The organism is Paenibacillus sp. O199 (assembly GCF_001636635.1).
Lineage (GTDB): Bacteria > Bacillota > Bacilli > Paenibacillales > Paenibacillaceae > Paenibacillus > Paenibacillus marchantiae.
On the sequence record NZ_LGRP01000001.1, the window covers coordinates 450,280 to 472,885 of the forward strand.

General features: G+C 36.7%; 20 protein-coding genes and 1 pseudogene. 19 read left to right on the plus strand and 2 right to left on the minus strand.

What is annotated here, in order from left to right:
• Positions 1 to 43: 43 nt before the first annotated feature.
• The 9 genes and pseudogenes from A6049_RS02385 to A6049_RS02420 all read left to right on the plus strand — a co-directional run bounded on the left by A6049_RS02385 (position 44) and on the right by A6049_RS02420 (position 14,454).
• Positions 44 to 1,045: a tyrosine-type recombinase/integrase gene (locus tag A6049_RS02385; protein WP_063563053.1), complete on the plus strand. Its 1,002-nt coding sequence runs from the start codon at positions 44 to 46 to the stop codon at positions 1,043 to 1,045.
• 13 nt (positions 1,046 to 1,058) lie between these two features.
• Positions 1,059 to 1,370, plus strand: coding sequence for a hypothetical protein (locus tag A6049_RS02390; protein WP_063563054.1), 312 nt, complete (start codon positions 1,059 to 1,061; stop codon positions 1,368 to 1,370).
• 217 nt (positions 1,371 to 1,587) lie between these two features.
• Positions 1,588 to 2,001: a hypothetical protein gene (locus A6049_RS02395; protein WP_063563055.1), complete on the plus strand. Its 414-nt coding sequence runs from the start codon at positions 1,588 to 1,590 to the stop codon at positions 1,999 to 2,001.
• 80 nt (positions 2,002 to 2,081) lie between these two features.
• Positions 2,082 to 3,530 carry a phage tail tape measure protein gene (locus tag A6049_RS02400; protein WP_063563056.1) on the plus strand — a complete coding sequence of 483 codons (1,449 nt, stop codon included), beginning with the start codon at positions 2,082 to 2,084 and terminating at the stop codon, positions 3,528 to 3,530.
• Positions 3,531 to 3,640: 110 nt separating this feature from the next.
• Positions 3,641 to 4,627, plus strand: a complete 987-nt coding sequence (locus A6049_RS02405; protein ID WP_063563057.1) for a PDDEXK family nuclease — start codon at positions 3,641 to 3,643, stop codon at positions 4,625 to 4,627.
• 149 nt (positions 4,628 to 4,776) lie between these two features.
• A pseudogene (locus A6049_RS34325) lies at positions 4,777 to 5,415 on the plus strand (phage tail tape measure protein); the annotation flags it as partial.
• Between the two features lie 1,908 nt (positions 5,416 to 7,323).
• Positions 7,324 to 10,113, plus strand: a complete 2,790-nt coding sequence (locus A6049_RS34330) for an NlpC/P60 family protein (protein ID WP_275078605.1) — start codon at positions 7,324 to 7,326, stop codon at positions 10,111 to 10,113.
• Positions 10,114 to 10,161: 48 nt separating this feature from the next.
• Entirely contained in the window at positions 10,162 to 13,620 is a 3,459-nt protein-coding gene (locus tag A6049_RS02415) for a phage tail protein (protein WP_063563059.1), read from the plus strand.
• 90 nt (positions 13,621 to 13,710) lie between these two features.
• Positions 13,711 to 14,454 carry an ankyrin repeat domain-containing protein gene (locus tag A6049_RS02420; RefSeq protein ID WP_063563060.1) on the plus strand — a complete coding sequence of 248 codons (744 nt, stop codon included), beginning with the start codon at positions 13,711 to 13,713 and terminating at the stop codon, positions 14,452 to 14,454.
• 27 nt (positions 14,455 to 14,481) lie between these two features.
• Here A6049_RS02420 and A6049_RS02425 read toward each other — a convergent pair whose 3' ends face one another.
• Positions 14,482 to 14,952: a helix-turn-helix domain-containing protein gene (locus A6049_RS02425; protein ID WP_063563061.1), complete on the minus strand. Its 471-nt coding sequence runs from the start codon at positions 14,950 to 14,952 to the stop codon at positions 14,482 to 14,484.
• A 160-nt stretch (positions 14,953 to 15,112) separates the two neighbouring features.
• Between A6049_RS02425 and A6049_RS02430 the strand changes: the two genes are divergently transcribed.
• Positions 15,113 to 15,493 (plus strand): hypothetical protein, encoded by a 381-nt coding sequence (locus tag A6049_RS02430; protein ID WP_063563062.1) that lies wholly within the window; start codon positions 15,113 to 15,115, stop codon positions 15,491 to 15,493.
• Between the two features lie 92 nt (positions 15,494 to 15,585).
• On the opposite strand, the gene A6049_RS02435 is transcribed toward A6049_RS02430, so the two are convergent.
• A complete protein-coding gene (locus A6049_RS02435; protein WP_063563063.1) occupies positions 15,586 to 16,119 on the minus strand; it encodes a hypothetical protein in 534 nt (177 codons plus the stop codon).
• A 353-nt stretch (positions 16,120 to 16,472) separates the two neighbouring features.
• Between A6049_RS02435 and A6049_RS02440 the strand changes: the two genes are divergently transcribed.
• The 9 genes from A6049_RS02440 to A6049_RS02475 all read left to right on the plus strand — a co-directional run bounded on the left by A6049_RS02440 (position 16,473) and on the right by A6049_RS02475 (position 22,516).
• On the plus strand, positions 16,473 to 16,862 hold the full coding sequence (locus A6049_RS02440) for a hypothetical protein (RefSeq protein WP_063563064.1): 390 nt from the start codon (positions 16,473 to 16,475) through the stop codon (positions 16,860 to 16,862).
• 304 nt (positions 16,863 to 17,166) lie between these two features.
• Positions 17,167 to 17,781, plus strand: coding sequence for a phage tail domain-containing protein (locus A6049_RS02445; protein ID WP_095205940.1), 615 nt, complete (start codon positions 17,167 to 17,169; stop codon positions 17,779 to 17,781).
• Positions 17,782 to 17,798: 17 nt separating this feature from the next.
• Positions 17,799 to 18,434 (plus strand): hypothetical protein, encoded by a 636-nt coding sequence (locus A6049_RS02450; protein ID WP_063563065.1) that lies wholly within the window; start codon positions 17,799 to 17,801, stop codon positions 18,432 to 18,434.
• A gap of 8 nt (positions 18,435 to 18,442) precedes the next feature.
• Positions 18,443 to 19,084 (plus strand): phage tail family protein, encoded by a 642-nt coding sequence (locus A6049_RS02455; protein WP_063563066.1) that lies wholly within the window; start codon positions 18,443 to 18,445, stop codon positions 19,082 to 19,084.
• An 8-nt stretch (positions 19,085 to 19,092) separates the two neighbouring features.
• Positions 19,093 to 19,536, plus strand: coding sequence for a hypothetical protein (locus A6049_RS32905; protein ID WP_145921890.1), 444 nt, complete (start codon positions 19,093 to 19,095; stop codon positions 19,534 to 19,536).
• Positions 19,537 to 19,550: 14 nt separating this feature from the next.
• On the plus strand, positions 19,551 to 20,705 hold the full coding sequence (locus A6049_RS02460; protein ID WP_063563067.1) for a hypothetical protein: 1,155 nt from the start codon (positions 19,551 to 19,553) through the stop codon (positions 20,703 to 20,705).
• Between the two features lie 16 nt (positions 20,706 to 20,721).
• Entirely contained in the window at positions 20,722 to 21,264 is a 543-nt protein-coding gene (locus A6049_RS02465; protein WP_063563068.1) for a hypothetical protein, read from the plus strand.
• A gap of 72 nt (positions 21,265 to 21,336) precedes the next feature.
• A complete protein-coding gene (locus A6049_RS02470; protein ID WP_063563069.1) occupies positions 21,337 to 21,948 on the plus strand; it encodes a hypothetical protein in 612 nt (203 codons plus the stop codon).
• A gap of 1 nt (position 21,949) precedes the next feature.
• Positions 21,950 to 22,516: a hypothetical protein gene (locus tag A6049_RS02475; RefSeq protein ID WP_063563070.1), complete on the plus strand. Its 567-nt coding sequence runs from the start codon at positions 21,950 to 21,952 to the stop codon at positions 22,514 to 22,516.
• Positions 22,517 to 22,606 lie beyond the last annotated feature (90 nt).

The window sequence follows — 22,606 nt, forward strand, 5'->3', positions numbered from 1 at the left end:
GGCATTGGAAAGTTACGATCAATATACATAAGGATGATGTTAATTGAGTAAAAAAGAAGTAAAGCAAAACACATTGCGTGAACCAGCTAAGAAGCAAGCAGAAGTAACCGAGGAAATGTGGCTACAAGTCAATGAGGATTACAGATTAATTGCTGAAGAATTCGTATCAGTACAAGACCTCTCCCCTGCTTCACGAAAGCAATATACAAGTGTCATCCGACAGTTTGGATGGTATATGGTGAACTCCATGAGCAATAAACCATTTTATAAAATTACTAAGCGAGATTTCTTGAGATATCTAAGCCATATTCGGGATAATCGAAAAATGTCTTCATCCGCTATTAGTCTCCGTAAATCAGTAATTTCTAGTCTGTGTAACCACATTGAAAATATCATCGCTGACGAAGAAGAAAACTACAAACAGTTTAGAAACTTTACTCGTGGTCTACCTGCAATTGCAAGGAACCGCGTCTATGAAAAAGTAAAAGTAACTAAAGATGAATATGACATGATGATGGATGTTCTTAAAGAAGATGAGAATTGGCTAGGTATGGCTTGGTTAGCTACAGCTTTTAGAGTTGGTGCGCGAAGATCTGAAATCATTCAATTCAAATCTGAAATCCTAGATTATGAGGTTCCTGAAGGTCAAAACTATGTCACTTCTCATACAGTTCGGGGAAAGGGGAGGTCGCTCGATGGTAAGAATCTGCAATATATGATTCCTCTCGATGTAATTCCTCACATTAAAAAATGGATCGATGAGCGCGGTTATGAAAGTGACTACATCTTCACGACCAGATATGGTAATGAAATAAAACCAATGTCAGCAGCATGGTCTGATGATTTCTGTTCCAATACGCTGTCCGACATTCTAGAAAGACGAGTCAATGTACATATATTCAAAAACTCTTGCATCACATATCTGCTGGAGTCAGGAGTAGATATTAATTTGGTTTCCAAGTTTGTTGCACATCATAATGATATTTCTACAACTTCAATCTATGATTTACGTGACTTTGAAGATGAAAAAAGTAAGATATTTTAAAGGAGAGAAGTTTGTGAAGGCTAAAATTCATGGAATTGAAGTTGAAGGTACACCAGAAGAAATTTTGGACTTTAATTTAAAAATGGAGAAACACATTAATCAGATAGTACTCGACATGAAGAAATATTCTCCTTTCCCATCGCCGAGTATTACCACATCTACTCATCTACTCCCCTTAATCTCTTCCAGTATCAATCACTCAAAATGTATATCTGTCCCAATTCAAAAACCTACTGTAATCATGGAAGTTGACTATGGAAGAGATAAATCAGTAATTATCGTTAAAGATTTAAATAAAAGGACATCTCAAACAAAAAAAATTTGATGCTGCACAGAATATGAATATTAAGGAGATGTCTCTCTATATACTAACTATTGCATTAATGAGAGGTGTTAATGAAGTTCATATTAATACCAATGGTATTGCTAAGGGTTTGTACGAGCATCTGATGTCGTCCGAGATTAAAGATAAGGTCATTGAATTTAAGCACGAAAGATTCATGTAAAATTACCATTTCATTTGAATACATAGGGAGTAAAAAATGAAAATACATAACTATCAACTTGAGAAGTTTATTGTCTTCCTCCACTCACTGGAGTTAGAACGAAAGGCTTCTCGAATGCGAACACGATTTAAGAATCTGCTTCTTCAACAATTGCAGGTTATAACTACTGAAGTTTTAGCAATCGACAAAGAATATTATAGATACGATGAAAACAGTCAACCAATTATTGAAAATAATACTTACCAATTTAAAGATATTGAAGCAAGAAATCAAGATGTATTAGAGTTGACTAACGAATTCTTCATTATAGAACAAAGTGAAGTGAATAAAGAAATGCTTTTATCGATTAAAGATAGCGTTCTAAATCACTCTCCTTCCACATTTAAAGGGGATGAGGCAGATATATTTGATGGAATTTGTGAGCTGGTTGAACAAATTAATTACGAGTAAACATTAGGAAGCGATCATTTGAATCGCTTCTTTTTTATTTCTCTTTAGACATTAGAAGCAAAAAGGAAGTGATTTAAGTAGTGACTGATCTGAAGATTTTGATTGAAGCTGGCCTCAGCATGGGTTCTAGCGTTAAAAATATCAACGATGAAATTAAAGCTTTAGCTAAACATCCCTCCCTTCAATCTCTGAATTTGAAGGTGAACATCGACCAGTCATTTGTTAAATCAATGAATGACTTTGTAGCAGCTACAAAAGTTTTAAATACAGCATTAGAACAACAACAAAAGGTAGTCAATGAGTCAGTTAAAACGACTAAAATGCTGGATGGCTCAATTGAAAAAGTAACACAGAAACAATTAGCCAACGGCTCAATCATCACGCAGACCACCAAGAAGATAAATGAAGAAACTAAAGCTTATAGTGAGCAAAAGAAAACTCTTCAACAACTTGAGAAAGAATTAGATGGATACACCCTAGCAAGAACCAGAGCTAACAAGAATAAGCTTGGCGAAATCAATAGTACGACAAATACATATAAAAATCAGGCTGGGCAACAAGTAAGCGTCAATGTAGATAATGCAGGAAATGTTAAGAATTATAGTCAGATAACAGATTATCTCAAACAACAACAAGATGCTTTACAAAAAGAGCAAGCGATAAATAAGCAGCGCGAACAAGCAGCTCAACAAGAATATGCTACGCGTAAGGCGTTGGCTGACAAGAATCTAAAAGAAGAAGAACAACGTAATCAACAGTTTCTTGGTCAGTTGCGTACTCGATTTGCTGAGGAGCAAAAAATTGCTCGTGATCGTGATGCATTAGATAGAGCACATGCAGCGGCAATGACTGAGAATTTAAATAGGAAAAAAGCTGTTGCAGATATGGAAGGAAAAATTGCAGCAGCTCAATCTAAATTTAAAGGTAACGCTTCGGCGGTAGCAGAGTTAACCGCGCTAAATGCTCAGTTAGGGAATATATCAAAGGTTAGCAATTATAAGAATGCATTGACCGAGTTGCAGACCAAACTAACACAAATAACTTCTCAAGCAAAATTAGCAGGAAATGAAGCTAAAACACTTGGAGAGCGCTTTGCGAGTGCTGCATCCAAAGTAGCACTGTGGACAGGTGCAACATCATCCATTTACTTGACCATCAGAGCATTGAAAGATATGACCGATGTCATCATTCAAGTAGATAGTCAGATGACTCAATTAAAACGTGTAATGGATGAATCAACGGACTTTGAAGGTATGTTGAGTCGTAGTATTCAATTGGCTAATGAACTTGGTCGAAGTATCACAGAAGTCAACGAGAATGCTATTGGTTTTGCTCGTATGGGATTCGATGAAGATGACACGATGAATCTGGCAAAGACCACAACATTGTTACAGAACATTTCAGAATTAACACCTCAAGAGTCAGTAGATACGTTAACAGCAGCTATGACAATTTTTAATGTTGAAGCTGGAAAAAGTATTGAAATTGCGAATAAGTTAAATGAGATTAACATCAGTCTCCTCATGTAGTAATACATGTAGAAAAATTTGGCTATATCAGGGGAAGCCGAGAGGTCGGTAATCCTGAGGAAAGACCTGTTTATTTACTCACATCTCTCCCCCAAAAATGGAGGTGCGAGTTGCTACTAAATGAATTAAAAATCAAAATTTTGATTACAAATTATAATATAAAATACTATAATAATCTTGGTTATAAATGTCAGGCTGGCGAGGAAATAAATATACCACAAAGCGACTTGCCAACTGCATCGAGAGTCAAGGTTAAGTGTAAATGTGATAATTGTCATAAAGAATTTGAAAGAAAACGAATAGACGTTAAAGACGTGACATTATGTGATCGCAATTGTAGAAATAAATATTTAAAATTACATAACCCTAATCCCAGTAAAGAAAAGATAAAGGTACAGTGTGCTTCGTGTAAAAAAGAAGTGTTCGTTCATGAATCGAAATATAAGAAGCAAGAATATTTTCTCTGTTCGAGAGAATGTTATAAACTCCACAGATCAGAAAACTATCATTCTGATAGATTATATAATTATCAATCCACCACAAGAAATTGCGCCAACTGTCAAAAGGAGATAAAGGTTATTGCATATGATTTAATTCATCGAAACAATTCCTTTTGCACAACCTCTTGTTATCATACTCACAAGAAAAACAATTTTAGCAAATATTATTTTAATGATGCCCTAAATAAATCAAGAAAAGAAACAAAACCTGAAAAAGCTGTAAGAGAATATTTAGAACGCAATAAAATTGAACATGAGCAGGAATTCTGTATTAACAACATGTATTTTGCTGATTTTTTGATTAAGGACACCAACGATATCATTGAAGTTTATGGTGACTATTGGCATTGTAATCCACTCAGATACCCTTACGATAGTGAGAAAAATGAAATTCAAAAGAAAAACATTAGAAGAGACAAAAAGAGAAATGCCCATTTAAAACATCTTGGGTATAACGTTTATATAATATGGGAAAGAGACGCTTTAAATAATATTGATTACTTCATGGGGGAAATAATCAATAAAATAGTAAATAAACAGGAATCCGCAACGACTACACGCCAAAGTCCTTTCACAAAGGAACAAGATATAGTCTGATCTGCATAGTACCCGTAATTAAATAATATGCAGAGAGGTAGTCAAGTGTAAAGACACTTTAAAGAAGAACTGCCTCCGCTATGCTTTTAAAGTATAGTCAGTAGGATATTAATGATATCTGAAAGTAACAGTTAAGTGATAACAACTTCGCAGTGACGACGCAGAACCTAGCAACATCTATGACTAGAGCTGGAGCCAGTGCCAATACCTTCGGTGTTTCTATGGAAGAGCTTTTAGGACACACGACCGCAATTGCTACAGCCACTAGAGAAAGTGGATCAGTGATCGGCAATAGTTTAAAATCAATTTATTCCCGTATCACAACTATGGATAAATCTGAAGATATTCTCAAAGCTGCTGGCGTGTCCATGCGAAACTTTAATGGCGAAACACGAGATGTGTCTGACATCATGGATGAACTAGCAAGCAAATGGAATGGTTTGTCCAAAGAAACACAACAGAATACAGCAGTCAATCTAGCTGGTCGATACCAGCTCACCAGATTTTTGGCGTTGATGCAAAATTACAATATTTCCCTTTCCGCTACAGAGACAGCACTCAATTCTCAAGGTTCAGCTACACGAGAAAATGAAAAATATATGCAATCACTTGAGGCACGAATTCAAAAGATGAAAACTGCATGGGAAACTATGTCTCTTGCCTTTGGTGAAGCAATTATCTCAGATACAATCATCACGCTTACCTCCCTCCTCGCCTCAATGCTAAATGGTGTTGCTGGTGTGGTCGATGCAGTTGGTGCACTCCCAGTTATCTTCGGACTGGCAAGTGTTGCTCTACTTGGACTTCATATGGGTTTCAAAATGTTAATTGTAGAAATGACCAAGACAATAGCTTCGTTATTTGGTATTACAATTCAAACAAGCAGTGCATCAGCAGGACTGCGTGGACTATCTCTATCTACAATTGCATCTAAAATTTCCTTAATGGGCATGGCTGGAGCAGCAAATATTGCCAAGGTGGCTTTGCGTGGTTTGCTCGTTGCTACAGGCGTAGGAGCTGCTTTTGCAGCAATTGGGTGGGCTTTGGAAGGCATAATTGGTTTATTTTCCTCGGCAACGCAAGTTACTGAAGACTTCACAGACAAAACTGAAGCACTCAATGAGAAGAAGTATGATTTAGCTAATCTCAAGCAACTACAAGAAGAGTATGATACCCTTTCCAAAAAGACATCTCTCAATTTCGACGAGAAAACAAAACTAGCTCAAATTGAAAGCGAATTGTCTTCTAAGTATGGAATCACTGTTCAGGGAATAGATGGTCAAACTAAAGCTATTAATGAAAATAGTGAAGCCATTAAAGCGAAGCTCTCTTTAATGGAAGATGAAATCGCAATTGAAAATAAAAGAGCTGAAGTCGCTTATGCTGCCAATGCAAAAGAAATTGAAGGCAATATTTCAAAGTATAAAGATGAAGTCAGTAAACTTGCTGAACGAAAGAAAAAAGCAGAAGAAGAATATGCACTTCGACAAAAAGTTTTAGCAAATACAGATCCAAATGACTCTTACTATGATGTTAATAGTAGATTTGCACAAAGAGCGGCAGAAGCTCTTGAAGCTGAAACGAAAGCATATGACGAAGCAAACACTAAGTTGCAGGAAAACACAAATAAAAAGGCATTAATATTGAAGAATGCTGGTCAAGAATACATTGATGAGCAGGAAAGAAATAATGTCAAAATTAATGGAATGACTCGCAAGTTTCTTGACATATATGCTACCGCTGCTGCTGATAGTAAAATACCTGCTGATCAGATCAAGAACAATCTAAGCAAAGTTTTTGAATCCGTTCAAAGCGGAAATATAAAAAACGCTGCTCAAGGGATGAAACTATTAGAGTCTCTGCCGGGTGTTGCTAACTTAACTGCTGAATCCTATAGAAATATGGGCGCTGCTATTTCACAAGTCGATTATGCTCCTGTAGTCGAAGGCGTTGAGAATACTGAAGACGCTGTAGATGGTTTGGGAAATTCCGCTGATCAAACAGGACAAAAAGTTAGTGAAATGTCTAAGAAGCTTGATGAACTCTCAGTTTGGGCAACCAATTCAAAAGAAGAAGTTGAACTGCTAAATAAAGCACAGTCCGAACTAGCAAAGAAGAACACTCTTTCTGCTGACACAATTAAGAAAATGAATGAAAAATATGGTGACTTCATTAAGATTACTGGTCTTAGTAAAGATTCTATTTTGAAATTCATTAAAGCAAAAAAGGAAGAGAAAACTGAGTTCATCGATTCTGAGATTAAAAAAACTGAGGCTGCCATTAAGGCTTCAATGGCTAGAATTGCGGCTGTTGAATTAGAAATGAGCGCGCGACAGAAGCTCATTGATCAGATGAAGGAAGACTACAGGGATGTTGCTGGTCAAGATACTTTAGAAGATATTAAGACAGAATCTAGAATGGGTGCGGTTAGATCTGCTGGCGGTAAACAGGCCGACTTAACTTATGAAAAAGAGCGATTGAACGAGCTGATTGCTACATTGCAAACTTGGAAAAGTATCGGATCTGACACGAAGCAGATGATTGAGAACGGTGACAAAGCCACCAAGGATGCAACTAAATCCAATGACAAATCAAATGAATCCTATACTGATACAAACGAAATTCTAACTAAAACTCAAATGAAATTTATCGAATTAGCGGATGCAATCAAGAAAGTTCAAAATGAACGTAGTACTATGGTTAAGGGTTCTAAAGAGTACATTGCGAGTTTAGAGAAAGAAAAGAAACTCACTGAAGATCAAATCGCCCTAGCAAAAGAAGCTCTCAAGAATCCATCTGAATTAGTTTCTACAAAAGTTAAGACTACAACAACTACCTCAGCAAGCGATACTTCATCTAATACGTCTACTTCATCTTCAAGCTCATCTTCAGGATCTGGTACGAAACTAGATACGCTTCTCACTAATGCTCTTGGCTTGCAAGGTAAGTTTACATATAAGCAAGTGGGCGGCAAATTCAAAGGTACATATGATCAATTTGTTAAAGGTGCTATTTCTGACTGTTCTCAATTTGTTCAGGAAATGTTTGATGAATTTCTAGGTATCAACCTCCCTCGTACTGCTGCCGAACAAGCAAAACAAGGCGTTGCTGTGCAGAAAGCAGATCTACAAAAAGGCGACCTTGTTTTCTTTAATACCACTGGCAAAGCAAATAGCCATGTAGGTATCTACACTGGCAACGGAAAATTTGTTCAGATGGGTAACAGTGGGCTAAAGGAGCAAAGTTTAAGCAGTAGTTATTGGTCTCCAAAATATCAGGGTGCTAGACGTATAAATGGTGTTGGCGAATCCACATCTGCTTCCACTCCTTCGGTTAATACAAATACATCTGCTACAAAGACTACGACTACCAGTTCCGATGGTAAAGTCAAAACTGAGGTTGTTAAAGCTACTCAAAAAGAAATTGACGATGCTGTACGTGACTTGGAACTCAATCTATCTGCTTGGACTGCTGAAGTGTACCAACAGAGTCTTGATATAATTGATGCATATGTCACAAAAACCGATAATGAAATTGCAAAACTTCAATCCAAACGCGAATTGTCTGCTAACAAGCAAAGTCGTTATACACAAGATAGCGCTGAATGGCGTAAAGAAGAAATGGCTCAGAGTAGTTACCTACAGCAAGAGCAGAAGTTACTAGAGCAACAAAGCAAAGATATACGCCAACAACTTATTGATAAAAAGATAACAAAAGGCGAATATGACGCTAAACTTGCTGAAAATAGTGCTAAATGGTGGGACTATCAAGCTCAGATTGATGAGAAGCGTAAAAGTGTCTTTGACTCTCAAATTGCTGCATACGAAAAACAAACCAAGTCAAGCGATGATGCATTAGCGGTTTCAGATGCAAACCTGAAGATGATGACTGAAGGTACAGTTGAATTCAACAAAGAATTGCGCAATCAGATACCGATTTACGAAAATAAAGCCTCTGTTTTGACTAAGGAGATTTCATATGTAAAGTCATTATTGGCTAGTAACAAATTAAATGCCGAAATGACTCAGTATTACAACGATAAACTCCAAGAGCTTAATCTCTCTCTTCTGGACACCAACTCTGCTCTGAAAGATGTCAACGATAGACTGAAGGATCTACGTGAGTCTGCTGCTGACAATATCATCGAGGAATACAAAAAGGTCATTGAACAACAGCGCGATTTAGCATTGGACGCTATTGACCAAGAGCGTGAAAAAGAAGATAAACGTCATGAAGAGCGAACTAAAAACATCGACAAAGAGCAAAAGCAGTTCGAAACCTATATCAATGCTCGTCTCAAAGCTTTTGATCGTGAAAATGCCAACGTTGACTATACAGAAGAGCTAAAGAAGAAAATGGATGAGCGTCAAAAAATTCAAGATAGGCTCAACACTCTTTCTGCTGATAATTCAATGGAAGGCAAGGCTAAACGTAAAGAGTTACAGGATCAACTTACAACAATTGATGAGGAGATTCGTAAATTTCAGCGTGACCGTGACCGCGAATTAGTCAAACAGGGCTTGCAAGACCAATTGGATGATCATAAAGATTACAACGATAAACTTAAGGATGGAGAGGATAAACTCCACGAAGACACTCTTAAAAAGTTAGACAAGGAAAAGAAAGAAACTGAACGAAAATACAAGGATATTCTTGAGGATCAGAAAAAATTCTATGAACTGAAAAAAGGATTGATGAGTAATGATGCAATTGTGGTCACTGCTACTCTAGGTATTATTAGCGGTGAATATGATAAGTTGTTCGGTACAATAAATAAACATGTCTTTGAAACTTCAAAAGAGATGCAGAATATGGTCTATGACTTCCAGAAATCCATGGAAGGATTAAATAAATATTCTGGTGGCGACTATTCTGCGCCGAACTCTGATGCATCAACTGGTGGCTCTACGGGTGGAAACACTGCTGGAACCATTAAGGGCACAACCGCCGCACGAGTTGCTTGGACAGAATACTTGAGCAATAAACAGTCTGCTGAATCAATTAAGACAAAAATGGCGGCTTTACAAAAGGGATCTATGGAGTATAAGGGGTTTGAACAGCAATTTGACGCCCTGAAGAAAAAGAATGACCAATTGCGCTCAGTTTATGGATTTCCCGATGGAAGCTTTAACGATTTAGTAAACCAGAAGATATTTTCTGCTGAGACTGGTGGTATGACTCCTGCTAACATGGGTAATGAAGGCAAGTTCTTATTGGCTCACGAAAAAGAACTTATCCTCAACAAATCTGACACTGGGAATATCCTTAAGGTTGTAGATGTTGTACGAGGAATTACAGACAAGATTAAAAGTGGATTGAATTTATCTGGACTGTTTCCTAAAGTATCCCCTACTCCTTCAAGCACCGACAATAGTGTGCGCATTGATAAAGTTGAGATCCATGCGAGTGACAAAGATACTGGTACAAGCTTACTCAGTAAATTCGAGAATGCTTTAAACAGCAAATTAAAAGCAAGAATGATTTAGAGAGGGGACTGTTCCCTCTCTTATTTATTTCTACAGAAAGGATCGTGTATGTTAGGAGAAATTGACCGCAATAAAAAACCTATTCAACCACAATACTTTCTTGCCAAGCCTAATCGTGAGATTATCAGTAAATTAAGCGAAATCTTTAATGACAATAAAAACATTAAATTAAATGATGTGAGCGAATTATCGTTTTCCCTCCCCTATTTTATTGATAAGCATCACAAGTTGAAGCCGAATAAGAATGTGGAACTAATCAAGGAACGCTATTTGATTAAGGTTGTAACTGGGATCAAAGTTGAGTGGTTTATTGTAAATGATATTAGTGATAATCTCGATGATTCAGATGTAATGAATGCAAAGTGTTATTCATTGGTTAGAGAGCTGTCAGATAAGTTAATCAAGAGTTATTCTGTAGAATCCTATGGAGCAGATAAAGTTATTGAAGATATGCTTCGAATGGGTAATACAATCTGGAATATTGATTACATAGATGCAGATTTTAAATTAAGCAAAAGAGCGTTTGAATTCCCCTCCTCTACTGTCCTCGAAGCTATCTATTCCATTGCAGAAGTATACAACGCGATAGTCACATTTGATACAGATACTAGAACATTGAGTATGACTAAGCCTGAGTTAACAGGGATTAATATGGGATTTACTGTTTCATGGGGGAAATTACTGAAGAGTATGACTCGCAACAGGAGCTCAGAGGAAATGGTTACACGTCTCTCCGCTTCTGGTAAAGATGGGTTAGGTATCAATAAGGTAAATCCAACAGGACAGAATTACATTGAAAACTATGGTTATTTCATTTATCCATTTGAACGAGATGCTGATAAAACTGTGATTTCACCAAGTTTTTATATGAGTGATTCATTGTGTCATGCACTATTGGATTATGAAGCGTTGGTTGAAAGTAAGACTGGAATGTTTAAGCAATACCTTGAGAAATTGGAAAATTACGAGACACAGTTAAATCAATTGAAGATAGATTTAAACAAGCTACAACAGGATGAAAAAGTTGTACAGGAAGTAACATTGGCTCAACAATTTGGTGATAAGATGTTCTTTGAGAAATACAGTCATAGTGGTAGTACATCAAGAACATTTAAGTTAAACAAGGGCTATAATTATGCTGCAATGATTAAAGTTGACTCCTCTTCTGGGGTTACAGTAGCGCTGAATGGATCTGTTAAACCAGTCACTTCGGGTAGATGGGTTATGTTAGGTAAACTGAACAATTTAGAGACAACAACAATTACTGTGAATGGATCATCTACAGGCGTATTTATGCAAGTTGCCACCATTAGTATTGAAGAATATCAGATGGCTGGTAATGATGCAGCTATTGTGGAAAGATACAGCTTAGACAATAAGGAAAATCAAATTAATCTGAAGCAAATTGAAGTTAGTAACAAGTTAAATCAGATTGCAGATGTTCAGAATCGGACTAAAGCGTTACAGGTATTATTGGATTCAGGGAATAACTTTACCAGTGCACAGTTACAAGAGTTGAACTATTATGTGATTGAACGAGAGTTTAATGATGATGTATACATAGATGAGCAAGATTTATATGATGCTGCGATGGAAAAGTTTAAAGAGTTACAAGTTCCACAATTAGCTGTTGAGATCGATATTGTTAATTTTCTAGAGATTATTGAGGAGCAGCGTAATTGGAAAAAGTTAAACCTTGGTGACTTTGTAAATGTGAAATATGAACCATTGGGGATTGAGTTAACAGCAAGGATTAGTGAGATTAGCTATGACTTTGGTGGATCGAGTATTAAGTTAACATTGAGTAATGCTAAATCTGTTAATGATGAAAGTACGAGATTAGAGAAGTTCTTGAAGGATACGAAGAATACTAGTGTAGTTGTTGATACGAGTAAGACTAAGTGGGGTCAGGCAGTTATATCGTCTAATGATATGACTAAGTTATTTGAGAATTTCTGGAATAAAACTACGGATACTATCAATATGAGTAATAATGAACAGACCGCTATCGATAATAAGGGCATCACAGTTTATAGTCCAGACGACAGATTAAAGTTCGTTCGAATCACTCATGGCGCAATAGGAATGACAGATAACGGTGGTTTGTTATATAAAATGGCAATCACTCCTACACACATCGTCGCAGAGAACGTATGGGGTAAATTGTTCGTTGGTGAGCGATTAACTCTTGGTGACGCAGATGGTTTATTAGAAATAACTGGCCCAAAATTTATGATATTTGACCGCAATCAGAGGTTGGTTCAACAGATTGGACTACTATCAGATAATCCTGATGTATTTGGAACAGTTGTAAATCGATATGCTAATGCTAATTCAGCCAATTTAACGAAGACAAATGAAATTGGGATGAACAATAGTCGAGGATTTTATATTGATAAGTTTCGAAATGGTGTAAGATCCGATGTTTTAACCTTATCGACTGACGGAAACTTTAGATTACGCGTTGGTGACAACAATGAAATTATGTTGGTGGACTCAAACGGCCTAGCCTTGGGACACAGTCAATGGGCTTTAGCTCCATTTAGGGTGGATTATTTTGGTAATTGTTGGTTGGATTCCCTATTTGCTAACAATGCCGAAATTAAAAATTCACTCTTCAAAGATGGGCATATTCGAGGTTCCGATTTGGAACTCCGTGACACCAAGGGGGGCGTAATCAAAATGTACCCCGAATGGGGGCTTTGGTTCGGTCATGAAGATTTCGACAAAGCTCCTGCATCTATTTCTATGGATGGGACAGCTAAATTTAAGAAACTTATCGTCACCGATGGAAACAACACCCTACTAATGGATTCCGAGAAAAAACAACTCCATCTCAATCGGTGGGACATCGTGGGAGCGGGAGCAATTGACACAGAGTTGCTGGCTGCCAACATTTTAACTGCTGAAGACGGATTCATTAGCTCCCTAGTTGCAGGTAAACTCTCCACTCTCACTAATGCAGCTCTTCAAGGATGGTCTAACTATGTAAAAATTGAAGGTAAAGAAATCAAATTTCTTACTGGTAAAGTCAAAGGATCTGGAGTTCACAAAGAATTGTCTGATGGTCGAAAACTATACTGGCTATCCTCTGAACAAAAAGGAGAAATGACAGTTGAAGTTACTCCTTGGCCTGTTTACGTTTATGAGATGGAAGATAAGACTAAGATGCGTCTCTTCTTTGAAGGTGATGGCGAACAAGCTTATCCGATAATCGATATGGGTGAAGGGGATTCACGGGGGTACGGACGCGGCAGTATTCAGAAGCCTAATGGTAGTTTTGACTTTGTTTATCTTAATAGTAACTATGGACGTGAAAAAAGTTTAAGATTAACAGATGATGGAGTAACATTGCTCTCTGAGTTAGGGCCAATAAATATCAAAGGTAAAGAAATCAATTTAATAACGGAATCGGGATCTGCAATCAAAATGACCAGTGATGGAGATATTGAAATTAAAGCTAGTAAAAATGTTAAAATTAATGGTACTCGCATTGATTTAAACTAAACTTTCCCAATTTAAATACCGATAAATATAGTATAATTTATCTAGCTAAGTAGGATAATTTTACTATAAAATTTCGGAGGTACATAACTAATGAAGAAAATGTTATCTAAAGTCCCAACATTCATGCTTGGTGCAATCGTTGGTGTTACAGTAACTGCTGGATCTGCCGTTGGAGCTGCTACTTACCTGAAAGCAACACAGTCAAATGTTAAGCTAGTAGTTGACGGATCTCAAGCAAAACTGTCTGAGAGTCCACTCAATGTTAACGGAAAACTCTATCTTCCGGTACGAGACACAGCAAATGCCATGGGCTACTCTGTTGAGTCTGTAACCAGCACTCAAGTTTCACTAAAAGAATCAGTAACAGATTCGAGTTCAGTTACATCACCAACGAATAACACACCTACTACTCCAAGCGACCCAACAAACACAAATACAACTGCAAGCAAAAAGGTGAAGAATTTGAAAGAAACATACTCAACTGATGGCAAATTAGATGCAACTAAGATACGGACTGCTTTAGATAATAAAAGTTTAGATTTAAACGCGGTTGACCAAGATACTGGAAATGCATTAATACACTATGTGATTGAAGAAAATAATTTCGAAGCATTCAAAGCAATCAAGCGAAATGCACTCAACGTTAATGTTCAAAATTCACTTGGACAGACTCCGTTACACATAGCAATTTTGAATAACAGTAGTTTTTATCTTGGTGAGTTGAAAGATCTTAAAGCTAACGCCGACCTCAAAGACAATAATGGAAGTAAGCCGATTGACTTAGCAAAGAAAAATTCCCCGAACTATATTTCACTGGAAGCATATATGTTGTAAATAAAGGGCCCCTTTTCGGGCTTCTTTTTACTTTCTCCTCTTCAGCAAAACAGGAATCATATCGAGTATCTGAATCTTATCCTCCATGGTTAAAATTTCTCCCTCGAATGAGAGGTAGTTATTGTTTAACATTATCTTCTGAAGATCGTTCTCTTCCATCTTCTCATTGACTCCATAATCCTCTGGTGTTTCTTCAATTGTATAACCTTTGAACCCATTCTCATCATATTCAAATTTATATGCAAGTTGGTTCCACAAGTATCCTGCCTTTACTAAAAGATCTTCATATGGATGATTGTATGCAACAGAAAGCTTTTGCAATGCATCTGGAGTTACTTTAATTGGTTTATTTGATCCGGGTCTTACACCCTTCTCTATCGTACTTATATATGTGTAACTTAGTCCACTTTTCTCAGCAATCGTTCTAAGGCTTTCCTTACCACGAAGCTTTCGCAAAAATTGACCTAGTTCGTTAGCACTCATATTTGATGGATTCATAGACTACTCCTTCTTGGTTGTTGACTATAGTCAATTATATCTTAGTCATAGCAAAAGGTAAATCAAGATTCACTTGTTCAACATGATTGACAGTTAATGAATAACGGTGTACTATTTTGATAACAAGTACAACTTGTATTACAAAATAGGAGTTGATTTCATGCGTACCAAAGTTCAATATGTTGGCCCTTTTGATTCATTCGAGAATATTTACTATGTCCGAGATTCATATGGACGTGTATGGCACTCAATTGGAGAGAATGAGAAAGAAGCTAAGAAACTTGCGCAAGGTGCGGAGGATTTTATGAGTTACATACTTTATAATCCACACAAACACAAGAAATTCCACAACTACGATTTCAAAAATCTGATCCTAGAGATGATGGAACAAATGGAATTGCAGAATACATATGAATACGAATTTGTTTTGGAATGGAATAGCAATGAGGTGTTTGAATTTATGAAGAAGTCCTCTCTTTTACCCTGTGATTTATTGTTAGAGATTAATAAATTTAAATTTAGAGAGGTTGTTGGTAAATAAGTATAAAAGAATCAAAGGTTCATGCAGGTGTTGCAACAAACCAAGCTTGGTTGAGACTTAACCTAAAAAAGAGGGGACAAATATTGTCCTCTCTAATCATCTTTCTTCTCATCTAGACGCATATCTTCTTGTGTTACAGTAACCTCACTACCATCTTCAAATGTATACACATATTGAATACCAACCTTTTTGATGTTTTCTTTCCAGCGATCTTCTTCTTGCTCTCTTCTTTTCTTATCAATCTTAACTAAAAAGAAAGCATAAACTATATGTATTACAAGAAATATTACAGTCCACATCACAATACTAAATACAAACCCATCAAACAATCCTTTGTGATAGACGATTCTGCAATATTGTATAGCCAACATATATATCCATACAGATGTTGACCATAGTGCTGAAGCATCGACTAAAACCTTCTCGCCCATTGCACTCATACCGACAATTGCTCCCAATATAAACATCATACAAAGACAAAACATCATTCCAAAACTAGCCTTCTCAGTCGTATAGAAGTTTCCTTTTCGCTCAACTGGTATACTGATATCTGAAAAAAGCACCAGCGATAAACTTAAAAGTGCAAATATAACTACGACAATAACTATTTTGTAAGTTGGTTTCATGCCTACCTCCCTTCAATTGATTAAATGATACAATCATTATCGGATGTTTACTGTCTCATTTGAATATTTCACTAAATTAACTCCCATGAAAGCATACTTTCATCAACTAATATCCTTTAACTCCCTACTATTGTTTGAAAAAATCATTTATAAATTGGCAACACTGTTGCACATATCGTGCATATCTAGAAAGAACACAAAGAATTTTGATGAATATAGGTATTAATATATAAATATTTATATGTAATATAATTTATGTAAAAATGTATGTTATTGAAATTAATTCTATTTATGTGTAGTATTTTAGTTACCAATTACTCTCATATAATATATATAATTAGGAGGAACTAACAATGAAATCAAAATTGAAAGTAATGTTATCTTTTATCCTAACCCTTAGTTTATTATTGGGAAGTAGTGTTTCTGCAGGTAGTATATCTAATTCTCAGGAGAATGAGACATCCAGCAAGGATTTAATGTTACAATTTACTTATCAGCCTTTTCAGATTGAAAATCCAGATGGAGAAGTCCAAACAGCTGGACCAATAGTAGGAATAGCTGTATTCTTGGCTGGAGTCCTTGTCGGCTATGTTGTTGACGGTGTTGTTATATATGCAACAGGGCAATCAGGTGGCGAATGGGTAGCTACTGCACTTAATTATTTCAAAAGTAATACTGGTTGTACTCAAATACAAATAACTAAAGCGGGACACCCTTACTGTGGAGTAAGTGGGAGCTTCTAAACTTATTGTTTGATGATGACTAGAGAGTGATTGGGGATGGTTCGTACATGAAAAAACGAACAATGTTGATAATTTTCTTAGTCGGTATAATTTGTTATTTTATCATTTCTGCATTGCTTAAATAGCAAAGACATGTCCCAATCATAATATGGTTGTGGGCATTTCTTTGAGTTAGGAAGAGAAAGTGTGTGTATGCCGACTGCTCCCTTTTTATTTAAATGAAATACCGATTTTACATAGAAATTAGCTTCCGAAAAGCCTTATAAATAGGGCTTTTTTTATTTGTCCAAATTTTATATTGGAGGTGATTTGGATTACAATACGTGACTCCCTCTACTTTTCATTCGCTGGTGAAACTTCTGTTAAACATGGACTCATCAATGTCAACTTAAACAGTGGTATGCAGGAGGAAATCTTCTTTCCTTCCAGAGAAATAGTTGAGGAAAAAGTTAAAGGTAACGATAGACCATATTTTATGAGGACTGAAACTGAACCATTAAAGTTTTCGGTCTCTTTTGCATTTGAAGAAACATGGAACACTGCTAAGATTCGTGAAGTGACAAGATGGCTTACTCAGCATGATTATTATCAGGAACTTTATTTTACAAATGATCTAGCTATAGGAGCTGAACGCATTTTCTATGCAATGGTAGTTGATGACTCAACTGTTGTTCATAACTGTTTGAAACAAGGTTATATAAGTCTAACTTTTCGTTGCGACTCTCCCTATTCCTATTCCCCAATTATGACTTCTCGTGTATACAAGTGGAACTACACTCCACTTGAAATCAAAAAAAACACATATTCAACTGGCACACATCAATCAACTATTACAAATACACAAGGCAATTTGACACTTAATCCAGCAAGACCTAAATGGTCTGATTTCGATTTTGGAACGAAGTGGTTTGAAATTTAAAAAGAAAGGAGAATTGTATGTCCACGGAAACAGACAAGCTACACTTGAAAATACCCTCCTTTACTGACGAGATAGAAAATACAATACGTGAACTGGGCGATAACTTTAGACTGTTAGACTTAATATCAGATGATTATGTTTCTGCAACACCTACAAGTGGAGATTATCTGATAACTAAACGTCTATATAATACATCTCCAATTTACGGCGGATATGTAGGTTGGGTCAATGTTCGTACTGGTAAAGCTGCTCAAATGTGGCGATCCCTTAAAGCGTATAAAAATGGTGACTATATCATTCCCAACTCAGATAATGGGCATGTTTATATTTGTATTCAATCAGGACAATCAGCGCTCACTGAACCAGTCTTTCCAGTCTCTACAGGAATAGAATTTAACGACACACGTAAGTCAAGTACATGGGCTGTTACTACACAATACAAACTTAATGATATAGTGTTACCTACAATTGAAAATGGTCGATTCTACATATGTATTCAGGCTGGCGAATCAGGGAACACAGAACCTCCATGGCAACAAGTCGATGGTGCTACTACATATGATAAGAATGCTAGTTGGGCGACATATCGAATTTGCATGTGGAAAGAAGCTGGATCTGCTGCTCTCTTCTATCCTTTCGGCAAGATTGGTTAGGTGAATGTATGACTACTTGGCAATCTATAATCAATCTCAAAGGCAATTATACTTCTGAGCCAATCCCAATTCCAATTAGCGCAGATGGTGTGTTGAGCAAAGTATCATGGGAATCCGTTGAGCCAGTGGGGTCAAAAATAACGGTACAGACACGATTCACACGAGATAACGTTAATTGGTCTGAATGGAGACAATGTATCAATGGTGCTCACATCCCTGATATTGCTGAAGATGTTGGTTTTTATAACGTAAAGATAATGTTTAGAGTGCTCTTCAATAAGATTTCATACGATGTTATTCAACCTGAATTTAAAGGAATTACATTCTATTTTGAGCCTGTGCTTCTATTTGATAACAAAGGAGATAAGGACTGCTCACCTGAAATTTGGATTACAAAGCAAGGAAATGGTGACTTTAGCATAGTCAATTCTTCTTATAACAACGAAGAGTTCAAATTTAAGAATCTAATTCATGACGAAACTGTGTATGTGGACAATGAACGCGAAGATATAGTGACATCATTGGCTGTTACATATCGATATAAAGATTTTAATGACAACTACCTATCTTTCCCCGTGGGCAAAAATATACTTAAGGTTACAGGAGACGCAGATATCAAATTCAGGTATCAATTCACACTGTTACAATAGGAGGTTACATGGCTGGAATAGCTTACAAAGGTTCAACGATACAAGAATCAAATAAAAGTGGGCATGTATCGTTTGTAGAAAGATATGTTTCAGGATATGACAACGAAGGAAGACCGCAGTACTCTACTACTACACATACTACTGGTGCAAAGATAACTGGAACAGTGAATTCAACTTCCACTGTCTACGTTAATGGACAACCGATTGCTTCCGTATCATCGCTAACTCAAGAACAATGGGTGGCTGATCCTTCTCCTGCACCTAGACTAGGTGGATCAATAATATCAATTAGTCCCGGCACATCTGGATCAGGGTCAGGTCAAGTTTCAACAGGCAGTTCCACAGTTTTTATTGGTGGAAAAGCAGTATCAAGTATCGGCAAAAACGTAAACACTCATTTAGGTACAACTACTACAATTACTTCTGGCAGTACCAATGTATTCGTCAACTAGAAGGAGGTGAACATTTGCCAGAACTATACACACATCTACAATACAATGACCCCGTAACAATCATCTCACGCAGTGGTACTCCTTTAGACCCGTATGTTGATCGTGCCGACTCACTCCCTGTAATCAATGGAATGATAACTCTCCTTGAAATTCCCTCTCCAACAGATAGAGTTAATATCGCAGGTTTCGTAGAGATCGATCAAGAGGTATTTGAGAATCGACCATATTTAGAGCAACATGAATTTCTCGTTCATTATGGTATGGGTGTAATTCAGTTTAACCTCTCTCAAGAAGGGAAAGCCCATCTTTGCAGGTATAAAGGTAGAGGATTGATTATGTACCCTGCCTCTCGTATTTATGCAATGGTGAGCCGTAATCCAGATGTGGTAGTTACGCTACAAGATTACATAGATCAAATTCAAGATAAGATCAACGAGAATCAAATTGCATTGAGTCGGATTGAAGAAGCGATAAAACAATCACAGGCACAGACAGACTTGTCTAAGATTGCAACTGACAAAGCAAACCAAGCTGCTGAAGATGCAACTCAATCTGCGATTAAGGCCAAAGATGCATACAATACAACTCGACTCGTCTTTAAAGAGCCTGTTGCAGACATGAATGAACTACGTGCTACATATCCTCTCCCTCAAATTGGTTGGACAACTCAAACATATAAAGACGGCAAGCGTTATCGTTATGACGGTAATCACTGGATTGAAATTGATGTATTTGGCTCAAATTTGCAACCTGTTAACGAGTTTAAGGATGGGCTTATGAGCGTAGCCGAACATCTTAAACTTAAAGATATGCCATTAGAATTACAAGACAGGGTAATTGTATTATGCAAAGACTCATATGTCTTTCAAGAACCCACAGGAATTTTAGCACCCTTTCCTTTCACTGGCGAGATCGTTAGTGTAGAGGCTATTTGTGCTTCTTCTGGGGAAACGGAAAGTGAAATATCAATAGAAAGAACAAGAGATTTTAAAACTTGGCTTAACGTATTAGACAAAAATATTAAGTTCAATCCCCACGAAATGAAAGACAACAAACAAACCACAATCAAAAATAAGCAAGTATTAGCAGGTGACATATTTAGGGCTAATGTTATCAAGGCCGGACTGAACATTCAAAGTTTAACAATTTCAGTAACTATAAGAACATAAAAGGAGTTTTATAAATATGGCTCAACCAATTGTTAGCTGGAGAAATTCTACACATATACAAGAAATTACAGGCCCATTTGACTATGGGGTTATTGATGCAGACAGTAAGAGCGAGATCTACATATTTAATGTCTGGAACAACTATAACGGTGCAACAGATGTTTCAAAAATGGAAGATTGCACAATTACAACTCGTGATATGAGTGGTGGTACAGGCGATACAGTAGGAAATGAAGTTGAAGTCGTCAAAAACAACTGGTTTCACGTTCAAGTCGACTCACTCGATGAAACAGATATTGATGAAGAAACATCAAGAGTAGGTAAAGACTTTACTAAGCCAATCGGCACAAAAGGATCAACAACCAAAGACCACACAGGAGCAACTTACACCACTCCGATTAAACCGGGAGTAAAAGAAATTCTTGGAGTAAACAACAATGGTAATCCACAAGATGCCGCAGGTAATTATGTAACTTTATCTATTCGTTGCGAAGTACCACTGAATGCGCGTAGTGGCAAACAAGCCTTTAAGAAGCGTATTTCTTATCGTTTCGTGTAATATCATTTATTCATTTGCAGTTGGACAGGGTTAATACCTTGTCCTCTTTTTTTATTTTAAGGAGGTTTAATCTTGATCCTAGGTAATAGACAATATACACGTTCACCTGTACCACAAAAATATATATGGATTGCAGATTATTACGATGGCACAAACTTAACTGAATATGACTTACAAACTAAAAAACCTAATGATTTTTATAGTATAGACAGAGATAAACTAATAAATTTTGGCATTGTCGGTCAAGGCTCACAGCTCTACTATAACGTTGCCAATGGTGTGTTTCATATCAATCAAGATAGGTTTGCGATCTCGTATATTGCCGATGACGAAGAGTTGCCATTGACAGGTAGAGCATTTTTTTATAACGATCATATTCAATTTAAGAATGGTTCCTCCGAAGCCACAATGAGAAGTGTTGATAAAGAAGGAAAATTTAAAAATAGCATTGACTGTTTCAATTTTGGCTACAAGAAGACTATGACTCTTAATGATGTAAATATCAACTATCAATGCATCTGTTCTCTCCCCGATAGAGACATACCCTATTTACAGATCAAAATCACTTCTGATCAAGATTTGAATGGTCAACTTATAATCCGTAAAAATGGTATTATCATTGATCAAATTGTTGCTCCGTTGAAGGCAAATCATTCTGGACTGATAAATTGGGAGTTGAGATAAATTGAGTACAAAAGAAATTGGACTTCCCCTCCCCTTGCTCGGAGGTACTCACGATGGAACTGAAATTAAGGACGGTAAACTGCAACTCAAGGAAGTTGCTACGGATTCAACTGGCAGGTCTGTTTATGCTTCAAAGGGAACATGGGAATCATCTGTTATTTCAATCGGTGATAAAGTAACTGCCTTTCAACGAGTAGTCAAAACTATGATTGGTACTGGTTCAAATGTGGATTACAAGATTTATACAAAGTCGTCCACCAACAATATTGATTGGTCAGGTTACGTTGAAATTGCATATATAGATGGAAAAATCAACAGTCCAGTTGGTCTATATGCAAGAATTAAAATTGAACTATCTTCCACTCCGTCTCCTGCCCTATTGACCGTTGATGAGTTCACAAACGGTAAATACAACAGTGATTATGTAAGTTCGTCAGATGGGACACTTAGACTTAAACGTAATTTTCAATTATCACCTACTGTTGAAAGCAACGCAGATGGATATCTCTACAGAACTAAAATTGATCGTAGTAAATTCAAAAAAATTAACACTCTGATCTTCCAGTAAATGAGGTGATAACTTGGCAAATTATTCGTTGATTCAAGACTCAGCAAACTATAAAACATTAAAGAATAACACTTGGATCGCCCTATCTTC